The sequence below is a fragment of the Embleya sp. AB8 genome (assembly GCF_049739465.1).
Taxonomy (GTDB): Bacteria; Actinomycetota; Actinomycetes; order Streptomycetales; family Streptomycetaceae; genus Embleya.
Genome location: NZ_JBMHHY010000017.1, coordinates 1 through 15287, shown reverse-complemented (window position 1 = coordinate 15287; position 15287 = coordinate 1). Strand labels below are relative to the sequence as shown.

11 protein-coding genes are annotated in these 15287 nt (G+C 72.0%); 6 read left to right on the top strand and 5 right to left on the bottom strand.

Annotated elements, in window-relative coordinates; translation table 11 throughout:
- Positions 1-49 precede the first annotated feature (49 nt).
- On the bottom strand, positions 50-1078 hold the full coding sequence (locus ABIA38_RS25030) for a helix-turn-helix transcriptional regulator (protein WP_424641059.1): 1029 nt from the start codon (positions 1076-1078) through the stop codon (positions 50-52).
- Positions 1079-1182: 104 nt separating this feature from the next.
- Here ABIA38_RS25030 and ABIA38_RS25025 point away from each other — a divergent pair, with 104 nt between their 5' ends.
- On the top strand, positions 1183-2697 hold the full coding sequence (locus tag ABIA38_RS25025) for an MFS transporter (RefSeq protein WP_424641058.1): 1515 nt from the start codon (positions 1183-1185) through the stop codon (positions 2695-2697).
- 105 nt (positions 2698-2802) lie between these two features.
- Here the strand turns inward: ABIA38_RS25025 and ABIA38_RS25020 are convergent, their stop codons facing one another.
- Together ABIA38_RS25020 and ABIA38_RS25015 are read right to left on the bottom strand one after the other, a co-directional pair.
- The gene (locus tag ABIA38_RS25020; RefSeq protein ID WP_424641057.1) at positions 2803-4677 is read right to left on the bottom strand and encodes an MDR family MFS transporter; all 1875 of its coding nucleotides are present in this window, start codon (positions 4675-4677) and stop codon (positions 2803-2805) included.
- Positions 4674-5063: a MarR family winged helix-turn-helix transcriptional regulator gene (locus ABIA38_RS25015; protein WP_424641056.1), complete on the bottom strand. Its 390-nt coding sequence runs from the start codon at positions 5061-5063 to the stop codon at positions 4674-4676. The genes ABIA38_RS25020 and ABIA38_RS25015 overlap by 4 nt, the downstream gene beginning before the upstream one ends.
- 474 nt (positions 5064-5537) lie before the next feature.
- Here ABIA38_RS25015 and ABIA38_RS25010 point away from each other — a divergent pair, with 474 nt between their 5' ends.
- The 4 genes from ABIA38_RS25010 (at position 5538) to ABIA38_RS24995 (ending at position 11623) form a co-directional block, all read left to right on the top strand.
- Positions 5538-6794 carry a CaiB/BaiF CoA transferase family protein gene (locus ABIA38_RS25010; protein WP_424641055.1) on the top strand — a complete coding sequence of 419 codons (1257 nt, stop codon included), beginning with the start codon at positions 5538-5540 and terminating at the stop codon, positions 6792-6794.
- Between the two features lie 91 nt (positions 6795-6885).
- Positions 6886-8343, top strand: a complete 1458-nt coding sequence (locus tag ABIA38_RS25005) for an OB-fold domain-containing protein (RefSeq protein WP_424641054.1) — start codon at positions 6886-6888, stop codon at positions 8341-8343.
- A gap of 2 nt (positions 8344-8345) precedes the next feature.
- A complete protein-coding gene (locus tag ABIA38_RS25000) occupies positions 8346-9539 on the top strand; it encodes an acetyl-CoA acetyltransferase (protein WP_424641053.1) in 1194 nt (397 codons plus the stop codon).
- A gap of 317 nt (positions 9540-9856) precedes the next feature.
- A complete protein-coding gene (locus tag ABIA38_RS24995) occupies positions 9857-11623 on the top strand; it encodes a PP2C family protein-serine/threonine phosphatase (protein WP_424641052.1) in 1767 nt (588 codons plus the stop codon).
- An 86-nt stretch (positions 11624-11709) separates the two neighbouring features.
- Here the strand turns inward: ABIA38_RS24995 and ABIA38_RS24990 are convergent, their stop codons facing one another.
- Together ABIA38_RS24990 and ABIA38_RS24985 are read right to left on the bottom strand one after the other, a co-directional pair.
- Positions 11710-13236: a hypothetical protein gene (locus ABIA38_RS24990; RefSeq protein ID WP_424641051.1), complete on the bottom strand. Its 1527-nt coding sequence runs from the start codon at positions 13234-13236 to the stop codon at positions 11710-11712.
- Positions 13237-13477: 241 nt separating this feature from the next.
- Positions 13478-13699, bottom strand: a complete 222-nt coding sequence (locus tag ABIA38_RS24985; RefSeq protein ID WP_424641050.1) for a hypothetical protein — start codon at positions 13697-13699, stop codon at positions 13478-13480.
- Between ABIA38_RS24985 and ABIA38_RS24980 the strand changes: the two genes are divergently transcribed.
- The gene (locus ABIA38_RS24980; RefSeq protein WP_424641049.1) at positions 13698-14585 is read left to right on the top strand and encodes an aminoglycoside phosphotransferase family protein; all 888 of its coding nucleotides are present in this window, start codon (positions 13698-13700) and stop codon (positions 14583-14585) included. The genes ABIA38_RS24985 and ABIA38_RS24980 overlap by 2 nt on opposite strands.
- Positions 14586-15287: the final 702 nt, after the last annotated feature.

Here is a 15287-nt window from a genome sequence, read left to right as displayed (position 1 = left end):
CCGGAGGATTCGATCCTCCGGCCCTTCGGCGTACGTACCGCCCCGCACCTCACGGCTGCGGGTGCTCGTGCAGCGCGCTGGGCACGAAGTCCGGCGCGGTCAGCCGGGCCATGGCCGTCCGGGTCTCCTCGTCCTGCGGTACGTAGACGTTCAGTCGTTGTCCGGGCGACGCGACCAAGTCCGTGGGGATGCCCCGGACCCGCAGCACGCCGACGTCGAGGTGGCGGAAGAGCTTGATCCGGGTGCGCGCCGGCGAGATCGGGTGGGCCGCCCACGCCTTCGCGAACTGGGGGCTGGCCGCCACCAGTTCGTCGATGAACGTGGTCCAGACCGGGTCGCCGATGTTGCGCGCGTAGGTACCGCGCAGGACACCGACCACACCCTGGCACTCGCTCGACCACTCGTGGAACGGATTGCAACACGCAGGCCGGGTGAACAACTCCCAGATCAGATTGCGCCGGCCTCGGGGCGCCGCCGCCAGGGCCGGGAACACCTTCGCGTAGAGGTCGTTGAACGCGAGCACGTCGTATCGACCGTTCATCACCACCGCGGGCAGGGTGGCGAAGTCGTCCAGGACCGCCTGGGTGTCCGCGTCCACCTCGTCCTCGGTACGCAGCGTCGCGGTGGTCGGGAGGCAGGCCAACTGCTTGACGTGTTCCAGCTCGACGCAGGACAGCTGCAGCGTGCGCGCGATGCCGTTGACGACCTGCGCGCTGACGTTGATCGGGCGGCCCTGTTCGAGCCAGGTGTACCAGGTGACGCCCACGCCGGAGAGCTGGGCGACCTCCTCGCGACGCAGGCCCGGGGTGCGGCGTCGGCGGCCGACCGGCAGGCCGACCTGCTCGGGAGTGATCCGTTCGCGGCGGCTGCGCAGGAAGGCGCCGAGTTCGGCGCGGCTGGCGGCGCGGGTGGGGCGGACATACCGGAGCGGAGCCTCCTCGGCGCCGCCCCGGCCCAGGGCCTGCGCGGGCGTTCGCGCGGGTGTCGGATCGGTGCGTTCGGCGGTGCTTCGTCCGGAGTCCGGCCGGCCCGGGGGGCTGTGTTCGGGTAGGGCCTGGGTGTACGCGTTGCCGGTCATTGCCCCATCCTGGGTCGATGGTCGGGTCGATTGCCAGGTGCCTGGTTATACCTGGATAACCAGGCTACTGGTCCGGGTATCCGCGATCCGCGAGAGTCGTACCCATGAGCGATACGGATGTGATGCCGGGCAGCGACGCCCGGCGCGGGGACGGGGAGCGGGGGACGATCGTTTCCGGGGATGGGAACCGGGAGCGGGGGAAAGCAGGGCGGGGCAGCGGGACGGCGCTGCTGGTGGTGTTGGTGGCCGGGCAGTTCATGGCGGTACTCGATGCCTCGATCGTGAACGTCGCGGCGCCGGTGATGCGTTCGGATCTGCACACGTCGGGCGCCGGGCTGCAGTGGATCATCGCGGGTTACACGATCGCGTACGCGATGTTGTTGATCACCGGGTCGCGGTTGGGCGCGATCTTCGGGTTCGGCCGGGCCTATCTGGGCGGCCTCGGGTTGTTCACGCTGGCCTCGCTCGCCTGCGGACTGGCCGGGTCCACCGGGGAGTTGGTGGCGTTTCGGTGTCTGCAGGGGGCGGGCGCCGCGTTGTTGGTCCCGCAGGTGTTGACGTTGATCCAGCGGCGCTTCGAGGGGCGGCGGCGGACGGCGGCGATGGGGCTGTACCAGACGGCGATCGCCGGAGGCGCGGTGGTCGGGCAGATCCTGGGCGGGGTGTTGGTCAGTGCCGATGTGTTCGGTACCGGCTGGCGGCCGGTGTTCCTGGTGAATGTGCCGCTCGGCGTGCTGCTGATCGTGGCCGGATGGCGGGCGCTGGGCGGGGATCGGCCGGAGCCGGGTGAGCGCACCGGGTGGAGTCGGTTGGACATCCCGGGGGTGCTGGTGCTCGCGCCGACGATGCTCGCCTTGGTGGTGCCGCTGGTGATGGGGCACGAGCAGGGCTGGCCGGTGTGGGGTTGGGTGTTGCTCGCGGCCGGGGTGGCCGGGATGGTCTGCTTCGCGCTGGTGGAGCGGGCGGTGGCGGCGCGCGGTCGGTCGCCGCTGGTACCGGCGGCGGTGTTGCGCTCCCCCGGGCTGCTCTCCGGTGGGGTCGCGTTGCTGATCGCGGTCGGCAGCTACAACGGGTTCTTGTTCACCCTCGCGCTGCATCTGCAGTCCGGGCTCGGCGACAGTCCGCTGCGCGCCGGGTTGACCTATGTGCCGTGCGCGATCGGGTTCGCGATCTCGGGACTGTGGTGGGGGCGGTTGCCCGAGCGGATCCGGGCGCACGTGGGGTATGTGGGCTTCGCCCTGGTGTCGGTGTCCTACGTCGGCATGGCGGCGGCGGTGGACGGCGGCCGGGAGGGCGGTTTCGCGCTGGCGGCCGGGCTGGCCGGGATGGGTCTGGGCCAGGGCGCGGTGATCGGGCCGCTGATGGCGAGTGCGCTGGGGCGGGTCCGGGCCGAGCACGCGGGCGACGCGAGCGGGGTGCTGGTCACGCTGATGCAGTTCGGCGGGGTGCTGGGGGTGGCCACGTACGGCACCACGTTCCTGTCCGCGACGGGCGTGGGCGCGCATGCCTCGGCGCACGCGGCGGTGGTCACGTTCGTGGCGCTGGCCGCGGTGAACCTGGTCGCGGCGCTGTGGGCCTGGCGGGTGGTGGTCCGGCAGCGGGCGGTACGGGTGGCCTGAGGGTCCGAGAGCCCGACGACCCGCGCGCGGCCTCGCCGGCGTCCACCCGCGCCGCCCGGACCGGTTGTGCGTACCGGTCCGGGCGGCGCGGTGCGGACCTCGGGGTCAGTCCCGCTCCGGCCAGCGTCGGCCGGCTGCCCGACGGGCGTCCTGCTCCGCCGAACTCCCGGAGCCGCCCAAGCCACCCGAACTCGTCGAGCCGGCCGAACTCGCCGAGCCGCCGCCCGACCCGGTCGCGGCCGGCTCCCGGGCCGTATCCTCGCTCGGGGACACCGGTGTCCCGCCCGCCTCGGCCAGTTCCGCCGCCTCGGCCGCGGCCTTGGCCTGTAGCCCCGACATGGTGCGCAGCGGAACCTCCTTGATGAAGAAGACCAGTACGAAGGCCACCGCCATCACACCCGCGGCGATCAGGAAGACCAGCTGCATCGCCGAGGAGAAGCCCTCCTTGAACGGCGCGGCCAGGCGCGGGTCCAGGTGCTGGATGAACGAGGAGTCGCTGAGCACGCCGGAGCCCTGGGCGCCGCCCGGCTGCGGGTGTCGGACCAGGTCGATCACCGGCGCGTTGGCCGGATCGGCGAGCACGGCGGGATCGGCCATCGCGGCCTGGAAGGCGGGTTTGCCGGTGTCGCGCATGAACGCCTTGGCGATCTCCCCGGAGACGTTGCTGAAGAGCACGGACAGGAACACCGCGGTGCCGGCGGTGGCGCCCATCTGCCGGAAGAAGGTCGCCGCCGAGGTGGCCACGCCCATGTCCCGGGCCGGCACCGCGTTTTGCACCACCAGGATCAGCGTCTGCATGCACTGGCCCAGGCCGATGCCGAGCAGGACCATGAACAGGCTCGTGGTCACCAGCGAGGTGCCGGCGTCGACGAACAGCGCGAACAGGCCCATCGCGATGGCGGCTATGCCGGTGCCCAGGATCGGGAAGATCTTGTACCGGCCGGTCTTCGAGGTGATCTGCCCGGACAGGATCGACGAGCCCATCATGCCGACCATGACCGGGATCATCAGCAGGCCGGCCTTGGTCGGGCTGGCGCCCTTGACGATCTGGAAGTACTGCGGGATCAGCATGAATCCGCCGAACATCGCCATCCCGAAGATGACGCCGATCAGCGACGCGAGGCTGAAGATGCGGTCGGTGAACAGCCGCATCGGGATCAGCGCGTCCTCGCCCATCCGGCGCTCGACCAGGATCCAGGTGATCACCCCGATGGTGCCGATGAGGTAGCAGGCGAGCGAGGTCGCGGAGCCCCATCCCCATTCGCGACCCTGTTCGGCGACGATCAGCAGCGGGACCACGCCGACGGCCAGGGTGATCGCGCCGAACCAGTCGATCCGGTGCGGCCGGCGAGTGTGCGGGATGCGCAGCACCCGGGCGACCACGATCAGCGCGACCGCGGCGACGGGGACGTTGACCAGGAAGACCCACCGCCAGCCGGCGATGCCCAGGATCGTGTCCTGGCCCGCGAAGAACCCGCCGACGAGCGGGCCGAGCACGCTGGAGGTACCGAACACGGCGAGGAAGTAGCCCTGGTAGCGGGCTCGTTCGCGAGGCGGCACGATGTCGCCGATGATCGCGAAGGCGAGCGACATCAGACCGCCCGCGCCCAGGCCCTGGAGTGCCCGGAAGCCGGCCAGCTCGTACATCGAGGTGGACAACGTGCAGGCGGCGGAGCCGATCGTGAAGATCGTGATGGCCGCGAGGTAGAACGGACGCCGGCCGTAGAGGTCGGAGAGTTTGCCGTAGAGCGGCGTCGCGATGGTCGAGGTGATCAGGTAGGCGGTGGTCGCCCAGGCCTGTTGGCTGAGGCCGTGCAGATCGTCGGAGATGGTGCGGATCGCGGTCGAGACGATCGTCTGGTCGAGCGCGGCGAGGAACATGCCGGCCATCAGGCCGTACATGATCGTCATGATCTGCCGGTGGCTCAGGGCGCCCTCGGCGGTGGCCTCGGATCGGGCGATCGGCTTGGTGTCGGTCATGCGCTGCGGCCTTCCGGTGCACCGGGCGCGGTGTCGCGCGAGGGTGCCTGTTCTCGTTCGAGGTCGTCGTTGAAGCGGCCGAGGAGCGTGATGAGCGTTTCGCGCTCGTCGGTGGACCAGTCCCGGGTGACCCGGTCGAGCTCGGCCTGCCGGCGGCGGCGGTAGATCTCGAACGCCTGGTTGCCCTCGTCGGTCACCGCGAGCAGCGTGCCCCGGCCGTCGTTGGGGTCCGGGCGCCGCTCGACCAGGCCGCGTTGCACCAGGGAGGCGATCTGCCGGCTGACGGTGGACACGTCCAGATAGGTCATCGCGGCCAGGTCGGTGACCCGGCGCGGACCGTCCATGGCGAGGTAGGCCAGCAGCAGCCGGTCTCCCCCGTCGGGCACGGGGCCGCTCTCGGCCCGGCTGCGTGCCTTGGCCGCGGCCGAGAGCCGCATCAGCCGCGCGAGTTCGCGGCCCAGTTCGTCGGGTGCGCGGCCGGCTGTCGGCTCGTCGCACGCTGTCGTCGCGGTATCGATGACCGCCCCCCTTGTCGCTCGCCATACTTAACTGCATGGCTCAAACAACAATACCGCGATTCGGACCTGCGGCCGACCCGTTTGTCCGCCGGCGCACCCCCGGGTCGGCCGCCCGATTCTCGGCACGCACAGGCGCGTGACGAGCGGCACGAAACGCGGCCCATGCTCATCTGACTATCCGTCAGCTATGGTGACGAGGTGCCTGTCTCGCGACTGTCGGGCACTCGTGTGGGGTGTCCGAGGGGCGCTCCGCCGGGCCCGGGGCACCACGGCTGCAGCAGGTTCGGCCGGTCGGTCGAGCGCGCGGCACACGTACGACCGCACAACAGGGAGTGAGTGACCATGCGCGTGGGAGAGGTGGCAGGCGCCGACCTGCAACGCTTCGGGAAGCCGCTCGACGGGATCCGCGTCCTGGCCATCGAACAGATGCAGGCGCTCCCCTACGCCACCCAACTGCTGGCCCGGCTCGGCGCCGAGGTGATCAAGATCGAATCGCCCGGCGTCGGCGAGTCCGGCCGCGCCTCGCTGCCGATGATGACCGACCCCCAGGGTCGCCGCGTCGGCGTCACCTTCCTGCGCAACAACCTCGGCAAGCGCAGCGTCACCATCGACCTCAAGCACCCCGAGGGCCGCGAGCTGGTGCTGCGCCTGGCCGAGCGGGCGGACCTGGTCTGCGAGAACTTCAAGCCCGGTACGGCCGACCGGCTCGGCCTGGGCTTCACCGACATCGCCGCGGTCAACCCGCGCGCGATCTACCTGTCCGTGTCCGGCTTCGGCAACACCACCGAGTCGCCGTACGCCGGTTGGCCGGCGTACGCCCCGGTCGCCGAGGGCATGGCCGGCCTCTACGACTTCAAACGCGACCCGAACACCGCACCTGTGGTCTCCCCGCTCGGCGCGCTCGGCGACTCCGGCTCGGCGCTGTTCGCGGTGATCGGCGTACTGGCCGCGCTGCGCCACCGCGATGCCACCGGGGTCGGCCAGTACGTCGACATCTCCATGTTCGACGCCATGGTCGCGCTCAACGACGCGGGGATCAGCTACTGGTCGATGGGCCTCAAGGACCCGGGCCTGGCGCCGCTGATCAACCACTCGTTCCGGGCCTTCGACGGCTACTTCCTGATCCAGTGCGCCCGCCCGCACATGTTCGCGGCACTCGCCGAGCTGGTCGGCAGACCGGAGTGGACGGCCGACCCCCGACTGAGCGGCCCGCAGGAGTGGTTCGACCACATCGAGGACATCCTGCGCCCCGGCATCGAGGCGTGGGCGGCGGACAAGTCCCGATTGCAGGCGTGCGCGGCGCTGAGCGGGGTCGGCGTCGCGTCCGGCCCGGTCTACAACCCGGGCGACGTGATCGAGGACGAACACGTGCGCAACCGGCACATGATCGTCGAGATGGACCGCACCGACGGCGAACCCGCGCCGATCCTGTCCCCGGGCAACCCGGTCAAGCTCTCCCGGGTCGCCGAGGGCCCGGAACACCGGGTGCCGTGGGTCGGCGAGCACACCGCCGAGGTGTTGCGGGCCGAACTGGGCCTGTCCGCCCAGGAGATCGACCGACTCGCGGACGCGGGCGCGATCGGCCTGGAGACGCCGTAGCGCCGCACACCCTTGTCCCGCGACGCGGTATCCGCCGCACCCGCGCGACGAACGCGACGAAATCCGAGTGGAACGAGGCGAGAGCGGAGAAATGACGACTGACGGAACCGCAGTTTCGACGGGACGCGGCATCCTCGGACACGGGGCATACCTGCCCTACCGGCGCCTGGACCGCAAGAGCATCGCCGCCGTGGCCGGCACCGGCGGCGGCAAGGGCACCCGCACGGTCGCGTCCTTCGACGAGGACACCACCACGCTCGGCGTCGAGGCGGCCCGCAACGCGCTGCGTGCCACGCCCGAAATCGCCCCGGGCGCACTGCTGTTCGCCACCGTGGCGGCGGCGTACGCGGACCGCACCAATGCCGGCGCGATCCACGCGGCGCTGCGCCTGGACGGCTCGGTGCCCGCGATGGACGCCACCGGCTCGGTCCGCTCGGCGGCCGGCCTGCTCCGGCTCGCGCTGACCGGCACGGGCAGCTCGCTCGTGGTCGCCGCGGACATCCGGGTCGGCCTGCCCGGCAGTGGCGACGAGGCGGCCGGCGGCGACGGTGCCTCCGCGCTGCTGGTCGGCGGACCGGCCGAGGGGCCGGTCCTGGCCGAGTACCTCGGCGGCGCGTCCGCCACGGCCGAGTTCGTCGACCGCTGGCGCACCCCCGGCGAGGTGCGCTCGAAGGTGTGGGAGGAGAAGTTCGGCGAGAACAACTACCTCGCCGCCGGCCTGCGGGCCTGGACGGACGCGCTCAAGGCCGGCGGGCTGACCGCCGACCGGGTCGATCGCGCGGTGGTGGCCGGTCTGCACGGCCGCGCGGTGGCGGGCCTGGGGCGCAGACTCGGGCTGCGCGACGGTGCGTTGGGCGACGACCTCGCGGGCAGCGTCGGCAACACCGGCGCGGCGCACCCGGGGTTGTTGTTGAGCGCGACGCTGGAGAGCGCCGCGCCCGGCGAGGTGCTCGCGCTTGTCGTGTTGTCCGACGGGGCCGACGTGTTCCTCTTCCGCGCCACGGACGCGCTCGCCGGCCACCGGCCCACCCGCACGGTGGCCGAGCAGGTCGCGGGTGGTGCGCCGCTGCCGTACGGGAAGTATCTGGCCTGGCGCGGACTGCTCCCGGTCGAGCCGCCGCGCCGACCCGAGCCCGCGCGTACCTCGTCCTCGGCCGCGGTGCGCTCGGTGGACTGGAAGTACGGCTTCGTCGGCGCCCGGGACCGGGAGACCGGCGCGGTGCATCTGCCGCCCCAGCGGGTGTCGATGACCGGGGGCAACGTGGACGACATGGAACCGGTGCCCACCGCCGATGTACTCGGCACCGTCAAGACGTTCACCGTGGACCGGATGGCCTACTCCCCCAGTCCGCCGGTGGTCTTCGCCGTCGTGGACTTCGACAACGGCGGCCGGCTGCCGATCGAGTTGACCGACATGGACGCGAGCGAGGTGGCCATCGGCGACCGAGTCGAGCCGACGTTTCGCCGGCTGGGCAGCGCGGACGGGATCCACAACTACTTCTGGAAGGCCCGCCCCGTGCGGACCGCCCGAGCCGCCGAGGAGGCATAGGCATGGGATCGCACGGCATCAAGGACCGGGTCGCCATCGTCGGGATGGGCTGCACCCCCTTCGTCGAGCACTGGGACAAGGGCACCGACGACCTGCTGATCGAGGCGACCACCGAGGCGTTCGACAACGCGGGCGTGACCAAGGAGCAGGTCGACGCCTACTGGCTGGGCACCGCGCAGTCCGGGATGTCCGGGCTGACCCTGGCCAAGCCGCTGCAACTGCAGGGCAAGCCGGTCACGCGCGTGGAGAACATGTGCGCGACCGGCTCGGACGCGCTGCGCCAGGCCGCCTACGCGGTCGCCTCCGGCGCGTATGACATCGCGATGGCGGTCGGCGTCGAGAAGGTCAAGGACGGCGGCTTCCAGGGGCTGAACGCGTTCCCGATCCCCGGCGACGGCACCGCCCGCACGCTCACCGCGGCGGCGATGTTCTCCATGGTGGTGCCCGCGTACGGCGACAAGTACGGGGTGTCCGAGGCGGAGATGCGCGACGTGTTGTCGCACATCGCGGCGAAGAACCACTACAACGGCGCGCGGAACCCGCGTGCCCAGTTCCGCAAGGAGATCGCCGCCGAGAAGATCTCCGCGATGCCCAAACTGGCGGGCCAACTGGGCGTGTTCGACTGCGCGGGCGTCGCGGACGGCGCGGCGGCGGCGATCGTGGTCCGGGCCGAGGACGCGCACCTGTACACCGACAAGCCGCTCTACATCAAGGCGCTGTCCCTGGTGGCGGGCAACGGTTCGGGGGTGATCGACCCGGAGTACGACTACACCACGTTCCGCGAGATCGCCGCGTGCGCCGAGGACGCCTATCGCCAGGCCGGAGTGGACAATCCGCGCGAGCAACTCGCGATGGCCGAGGTGCACGACTGCTTCACGCCGACCGAACTGGTCCTGATGGAAGACCTGCGGTTCGCCGATCGTGGCACCGCGTGGAAGGACGTACTGGCGGGCGCCTTCGACCTGGCGGGCCGGTTGCCGGTCAACCCGGACGGCGGGCTGAAGAGCTTCGGCCATCCGGTCGGCGCGTCCGGGCTGCGGATGATGTTCGAGGCGTGGCTGCAGTTGCGCGGCGAGGCGCCGGCGGAGCGGCGGATCCCGGCCGACGGTCGCAACCTCGCGCTGACCCACAACCTGGGCGGCTACCCGGGCGAGATGGTCTCGTTCATCTCCATCCTGGGCAACGAGTTGGGCTGAGGCGGGGCGGGTCGGGCCAAGTCGGTCCGGGTTGGACCGACTTGGTCCAAGCTGGGCCGAGTTGAGCCGAGCCACCCGTTCGGGTGTACGCGGGTGCGTGCGATGCCGAACGAGTGAGCGTCCGGTTTTGCTCGGCGGGCCGGGTGAGGGGTTCGATCACGATCGTGATCGGGCCCCTTTCGGCATTTCCCGGACAAGCAAAATGGGCAATCTGCCGCAAGCATCATGGTTCCCGTGGTTTCATCCGCGTCCGGGCCTTTGATGTGCGACAGTTCATTGCACCCCTGCCAGGTTCATGTCCGGAGGAGCGCGAGCGGATGCGCGAACGGCCCGAACACCCCGTGGACGGACCCCTCGTGGTGGATCCGGCGCAATGGCTCGCGTGCCTCGACCGGATGCGCGGCGAACTCGACCGGCTGCGCGCGGGCTTCGGCGCGGGTGGCGGGTCGGGAGGGGCTCCGGGTGGGGGTCCGGGCGGCGGATTCGGTGCCGGTTCCGTCGTCGGTTCGGTGACCGGCTCGGGCGCCGGGGCCGTGGTCGGCTCGATCCCCGGATCGATCCCGGGGTCGGTGACCGGATCGGTGACCGGCCCGGTCGTTGGTTCGACCGTCGGTTCGATCGTGGGTTCGACGGAGCATCCGGCGGCCGTCGAGGATGCCCGGCGGCGTGGCCTGCTGTGCGATCTGCTCGCGGGCAGCCTCGGTCAGGCGGCGGAGTACCTGGCCAGACTGAGTCTGGACACCGACGATCCCGAGCACCGACAGGCGCACGATCCGGGGCCGGCGACCAGTACACCCGCGCGCAGCGCGGCCCGGCCGCCGCACGTCGGGCCCGCCACGCCGTTCACGCTCGGGGACGCCGAGGAGGGTTTACTGCCGTGGCGACACCTGCGCCGCCTGTTCGTCGAGCCGGACCCGGGCGGCCTGTTGCCCGAGCAGCGCCGAACACCCCGACTCCCCGCGCCGGCGTCGGGCACGGGTCCGGTGGCCAGCGCCGAATGGCACCTGGACCGCGACGACGTGCGGTGGTCCGAGGAGATGTACACACTCTTCGACCGGGACCCGGGCCTCGGACCGCTGTCGCTGACCGAACTGCCCGCGCACGCGGCGCCCGAGGACCGGGAGTTCGTCACCGACCTGGTGTACGAGCTGCTCGAACACGCGAACGGCGTCGAGGGCGAGTTCCGCATCGTCCGCCGCGACGGCACCCGGATGTCCGTGCAATTCGTCGGTGAACCGGTACTCGGCCCGGACGACCGGCCATACGCCGTCTGGGCCTTGCTCCGCAACATCACCGAACTACGGCGTACCCAGCAGGCGTTGACCGAGACGCGCGGCCAACTCCTGGCCCAGCGGCGGCTGCTGCGCTCCGAGCACCGGATCGCCGCCGAGCTCCAGCGGGTGGTGATGCCGTGGTGGACCCGGCCGATCGCGCTGCCCGGCATCGAGGTGGCCACCCGCTACTTCCCGGCGGAGCAGGACTCGAAGGTGGGCGGCGACTGGTACGACGCACTCGCACTGCCCGGCGGCGACGTGCTGCTCGCGGTCGGCGACATGTCCGGCCACGGGATCGCCGCGGCCTCCGGGATGAGCACACTGCGCGGCGCGTTGCAGGGCGTGGCGATGACCGGGGCGGGCCCGGCGGCGATGTTGGCGGCGCTGAACCGGATCGTGGTGCATACGTTGCCGGCGGACAAGGTGGCCACCGCGGTATGTGCCCGATTCGAGCCGGTGGCCCGGGTGTTGACCTGGGCGCAGGGCGGTCATCCGCCGCCGCTGCTGTACCGGGACGGGCTGGGGCGGGCGCTGCGGGCGCCGTACGGCATGTTGCTCGGCGCGGTGGACGAGCCGGAGTTCGTCGAGGATCGGGTCGAACTCCGGCCCGGCGACGTGCTGTTGATCTTCACGGACGGTCTGGTGGAGCGCCGCGGGCGGGGCACGGAGGAGGCGGTCGAGGCGCTGCTGACGCTCGGGCCGCGGTTGGCCGGAGCGGATGCGCGGACGTGCGTGGATGTGGTGTTGAGCCGGTTGGGGCATACCCGATACGAGGACGACGCGTGTGTGATGGCGGTGTGCGTGCGGTAGTACGGGGTGCAGGTGGGTCGGCCCTTGGTCCGGTCCGCCGTTGCGATCGAGAGACGCCCGCAGACGCCCGCAGACGCCCGCGTCGGTCAAGGGCCGTCGGCGAGTTCCTGGCGCAGGTCGCGTACCTCCGGGACGTCGCGGTAGCGGTCGGTGAGTTTGCGGAGCGCCTCCAGGCGGTCCCAGGTGCGGGTGGAGCTGACCTCGCCGGCCGCGCGTACCGCCTGGCGGGCGTGGTGGGCGCCGCGATCGGGGCGGCCGTCCAGGAGGCAGGCCGAGGCCAGCGAGATCAGGTCGAAGGTCTTCGCCCGCTCGTGCCCGAGGGCGCGCAACTCCAGTGCGCGCTGGGCGTGTTCCTGCGCACGACCGGCCGCCGTCGGGTCCACCTCGGCAAGCGTGCGGTACACCAGCGCCTGCATGCCGTGCAGGTCGGCCGAGTCGAAGAAGCTCACCCAGTCGGGATCCTCCTCCGGGCGCGAGCGGCCGAACTCGGCCTCGGCGCGGCCGAGGGCGCGCCGGCAGTCCGCGGCCCGGCCGAGCGCGGCCTGTGCCCACGCCTGCACCGTGTGGAACATCGCCAGCGTGGTCGCGCCCGCCCGTTCGCCCGCCGTACGCTGCGCCAATTCGATCAACGCGAGTGCGTCCGCCGGGCGTTCGAGGTGGACCAGCTGCCGGGCCGCGCGCGAGAGCGCCTCGGCCGCGCGCGGCAGGTCGCCCGCCTCGCGGGCCGCGTGCGCCGCGATCACGAAGTAGTTCTGCGCGGTGGGGTCCAGGCCCACGTCGTGCGACATCCAGCCGGCGAGCGCGGCGAGATCGGCCGCCACGTTCCACAGTCGGCGGGTGACCGGTAGCGGGTTGGGATAGGTCAGCAGGTTGCCGACCTCGTTCAACTGGCCGATCACCGCCTTGCGTTGCAGACCGCCGCCGCGATCCGCGTCCCAGGCCCGGAAGACGGTGACCGCGTTCTCCAGCGCGGTCACCTCCTCGGCGCCGATCGGCCCCGCGTCGGCGAGGCCGTAGGACACCGGGTCGGCGGACGGGCCAAGGGGGTTATGGCGGTCGCGGGGGTCGTGGGGGTCGTACGGGCCCTGGGGGTCGCGCGGGTTATGGGGGTCGTAGGCGGCATGGGGGTCGTACGGGTCATGGGGGTCACGGGGGTTGGGCACCCCCGGTCCCGGGCTGAGCCAGCGGTCGAAATTGGCCACCAGGGCCGGTCCGGCGACCAATGCGAAGCCGCTGCCCGCGAAGCCGTGCCGATTGAGCATCAGGTCCATGCCGGTGAACTCGGTGAGCGCGGTCACCGTACGCTCGGTGCTCCACGGCAGATCCTCCTGCACCACCTGCGCGTTGTGCCGGGGACGACCGGTCAGCCCGAGGTCCTCCGAAGTGACGACACGCCCGAGCCGTTCGGTGAACAGCGCGGCCAGAACCCGGGGCACCGGGTCCCTCGGCCGCTCGCCGTCCTCCAGCCAGCGGCGAACCCTGGAGGTGTCCGTGGCAAGCTGGGGATGGCCCATCGCAGCGGCCCGACGATTGACCAGTCGGGCGAGTTCGCCCTTGGACCAGCCGGTCAGGGCGAAGAGGTCCACCAGTTTGGTGTTGGGTTCCCGGCGCATTGCAAACCGCCCGTTGATGTGGGGACCGTGGCTCGAAAGCGGTCTGGTACGGGTCCCGTACGACCGCCTGCGGCACCCAAGCTAGCCGGGTCCGGAGTGGCCGGCTCCGAATCGCCACCTTTCGCCATGGTGCGCCACGTGGATCACCACCCGGTTCCCGGAGTGTTGTGGATGGTGGATCCGGCACGTGGGCCCCCACCCGTCGCGCGGCCGGATCCGCCCCTCGGCAGCGCAGGAAGGTTTACATGTCATCCACGACGTCCACCACCCCGGGCCGCTCGTCCTCCCCCGGTTCCGCGACCTCCCGGCCCGGCAGCCCCGGGCCGAACAGGCGTACGCCCTCCGGTGGTTCGGCGCCCGCCGGCTCGATGGCGTCGACGAACACCGTGGTCTCGGCGAACGCCGCGGTCGCGACCGGCACGGCCGTGGCCGCCGGCGGAGCGGGCCCGGGAGTGTCGCGCATGGTGCAGCAGGTTCCGGGTCCGGAGGCGGTGGCCGCGCTCGCGGCGCGGGTCTGCCCCGGCTTCACCGCCGGCGCGGTGCTGCGCAGGACGCCGCGCTCGCTGCTCCTGTCCGGCTCGGTCGGGCGCGGTCCGGTCGTGGTGAAGTACCTGACCGACCCGTCGCCGCACTGGTTGCAGCGATTTCGGCACGAGGTCAACGCGTATCGCACGTTCACCCGGCAGCGCCCACCGGTCCGGGCGCCTCGGCTGATCGCCGCCGACCCCGAACGCCGCATCCTGGTGATGGAACACGTGGCCGGTCGGCCCGCCGCGAACGAGCGCCACCCCGGTACGGCGCTGGCGCGGGCCGATGTCCGGGCGGTGCTGCACACGTTCACCACGCTCAACCGGTGGAAGCCGCCGGCCGGGTCGTTCCCGCTGGCGTTCGACTATCCGGCCCGGGTGGACCGCTACCACAAGCTCGGCCTGCTCACCGATCGGGACGCCGGTGACCTGGCCCAACTCCTGCGCGGGCTCAGCCGGGTGCCGGCCCAGTTCTGTCACGGCGACGCGATCCTGTCCAACGTGCTGTTGACCGCCCAGGGCGCGGCGCTGGTCGACTGGGAGTCGTCCGGGTATCACCTGCCGGGCTACGACCTGGCGGTGTTGTGGACGCTGCTGGCTCGCGACCCGATGACCCGCCGTCAGATCATCCAGACCGCCCAGCAGTCGGGCTCGTTGTCGCGGGACGCGTTCCTGGTGAACCTGATGCTGGTGCTGGTGCGGGAGATTCGGCTCAACGACGTGGGGCCGGTCGGGGAGGAGCAGCGGCGGCTGTTGCGGCGGCTTCACGATGATTGCAGCATGGTGCGGCGGGCGGTTCGGGCGGCGATCGGGACGCGGTAGCTTTGCTCGTGGCCACATGGCCCTGATGGGGGTGTGCGCCCACCCGCCCACCCGTTGCGTTTGGCTCGGTGGCTGGGGTTTTAGAGGCTTCCGGGCGGGCTGGTCCGGCCTCGCAGCCATTCTCGGGGTGGCCGTACGGGAATTGGTGGGTCGGCTGCGGATCCGGTGGCGGATCCGGTGGCGGGTTGCCCGCCGGCTCGCTCCGCTCGCGACTCGCGCTCGGCGGGACGGCTGCGGTCCCGGCTCCGGTCTTGCCGCTCGCTGTGCTTGCGACCTGGGCGCCGTGAGCCGGTTGCCGTCTCGGCCTCGGCCTATCGCGCCGGCTGCGCTCGCGACCCCGGCCTCGTTGGCTGGCTGCTGTCTCGGCCTCGGCTCGCCCCGCTCGCTGCGCCCGCGACCTGCATCTCTCGGCACGGCCGCGATCTCGGCGCCGGCCCCGCCGACTTGCTGCGCGCCTCGGCCCCGTGGCCCGGCTGCCATCCCGATCTCGGCCCACCGCGCTCGCTGCGCCCGCGACCTGCGTCCCTCGGCACGGCCGCGATCCCGGCGCCGGCCCCGCCGACTTGCTGCGCGCGCCTCGGCCCCGTGGCCCGGCTGCCGTCCCGACCTCGGCCCACCGCGCTCGCTGCGCCCGCGACCTGCGTCCCTCGGCACGGCCGCGATCCCGGCGCCGGCCCCGCCGACTTGCTGCGCGCGCCTCGG